The organism is Zoogloea ramigera (assembly GCF_006539865.1).
In the GTDB taxonomy this organism is placed as follows: domain Bacteria; phylum Pseudomonadota; class Gammaproteobacteria; order Burkholderiales; family Rhodocyclaceae; genus Zoogloea; species Zoogloea ramigera.
Genome location: NZ_BJNV01000156.1, coordinates 1 through 1,725, shown reverse-complemented (window position 1 = coordinate 1,725; position 1,725 = coordinate 1). Strand labels below are relative to the sequence as shown.

Here is a 1,725-nt window from a genome sequence, read left to right as displayed (position 1 = left end):
CTAGCTGCAGCCCCAACCAAGGCGGTGAAACTCTTGCCACCTTCGCCCTCGCTTGGCCGGAATACCAAGCCCACGTAGCCATGCGCGCCATCCGGCCGGGCAAAGAGGTTGTCCTCTGCACCCACGATGTACGACCAGAGGGTGCGCTTTGTCTTCCCATTACGCGCGTTCTGGTTAGTTTCATCCTGCCCCGGGTTGTAGCTGAAGATGTGCTGGTACACCGCCGTCATGCCGGTCTGTAGGGCATCAAGCATCGTGGACTTGCCGGAACCCGTCGGCCCCGTCAGCAAGGTCATGTTGCCCATCGGGTATTCACCCGGCCGCAAAGAGCCCCAGTTCACGAGAATGAGGGATTCAAGCTTCATCGAGCGGCTTCCTCGTCAGGTGCGGTGACGGGCTCACCTGCGCCTCCTTCGAGGGCCGCCGCGAGCGCATCTTCGCTGATGATTCCAAGAATGGTCTGACGGATGGCAATGAGGGCGTCCTCATCCAACATCGAGAACGTGGGACTCATCCGTATCAACCGATGGCGACGCAATTCGCGCAGGAGCCGGTCCTTATCCCCCGCCAACTCAGGCAATGGGCGCTTGAGTTGGGCTTGCAACGTTGCAGCAAGCTCCTCAAACCGGATGAGAACCTCGCCTTCATCTGTGAGATGCATCCCCCCATCCATAAGTCCTTTCTGGTATAGGAACCGCAGTGCAAGTGCGGCTGCGACAAAGTCGGGGGACAGCTTGGCGCGTAAGGAAGGAACCGGTTCCACCCCTTCCGGAGTGATACCCGGTGCTTGAGCCCCCGGAGCATAGAGCCGGAAGAACTCCGCCTTGGTGTCGTGGTACAGGAAGAACCCGGCCAGGCTGAAGTACTCACCGAGCAACGCCTCCATCCGACGCGCGTCGTCATAGTAGAGGGCCTCGACGCCCCCCTCGTCACGGACAACGATGCCGTGAGCGAACAGCCGTGTTACGACATCCTGGAATCGTTCGAGCTTTAGACCAGTCAAGTTCAGTTGCTCAAGGGCGGCGGTTGTCAGGCTCATTGTCGAACTCAATCAGGTAGTCGTTTGCGGTGTAAAAGGCGTTTTGGAGGCGGGATGGCAACTTAGTCGCATTGATGTCTTCCGAACGTGAGCTTCGTATAGCTTCAACCGCCTGCATCGCATGGAGCACGTCGGTGGCTGTTTCGATGGGCAAGTTGGACAGCCGGACTGCCCTACTTCGGAGTCGAAGCTCCCTTCGGATACCTTCCATAACATCATCGTTTGATAACGCGAACGCCCCTGCTTCTGCACGATGCATCGCCGCAGCCAAGCGTGACTCTCGAGAAATACGGGGCTGAACAGTCACAGCGAGCGCCTTTCGTCGTTGAGATGCCGACCGGAGCTTGAAGGACGCTGGGTCCAGGACACGAACTTCTGCTGATGCAATGGCTTCACCCAACCTTTCCAGCAGAGCCGTCTGGGCCTCACCTACTTGGTCCGCGACCAAGGCAATGGCTTTGCTGTAGCTGTGCCGAGACTGCCCCCCATGGAGAAGCATGGCTTGCTGGACGATGCTCGTGGCGCGTCGCACATAGATGTTCATGGCCTTGAGTAGCTCAGGGTGTTTGGTCGTGCAGGCTGCCTCGACCATTTCTTCTAAGCAGTCGAGCATCCAATCGAACGCACTTTCAGCTCGGCCATCAGGGTTCGCCCACGAAGCAATTTCCCGTAGTTGCTGCTCTAGC

3 protein-coding genes are annotated in these 1,725 nt (G+C 58.4%); all 3 read right to left on the bottom strand.

Going from position 1 to position 1,725, the window contains the following annotated elements; genetic code table 11:
- Window positions 1–365: ATP-binding protein (locus ZRA01_RS20165; protein WP_141355158.1), on the bottom strand; the 365-nt coding region annotated here is incomplete at its 3' end.
- Entirely contained in the window at window positions 362–1,039 is a 678-nt protein-coding gene (locus tag ZRA01_RS20160; protein ID WP_141355157.1) for a DUF4194 domain-containing protein, read from the bottom strand. The genes ZRA01_RS20165 and ZRA01_RS20160, both read right to left, overlap by 4 nt.
- Window positions 1,014–1,725, bottom strand: a 712-nt coding sequence (locus ZRA01_RS20690; RefSeq protein WP_218028779.1) for a Wadjet anti-phage system protein JetA family protein, incomplete at its 5' end; no start/stop codon positions are given. The genes ZRA01_RS20160 and ZRA01_RS20690, both read right to left, overlap by 26 nt.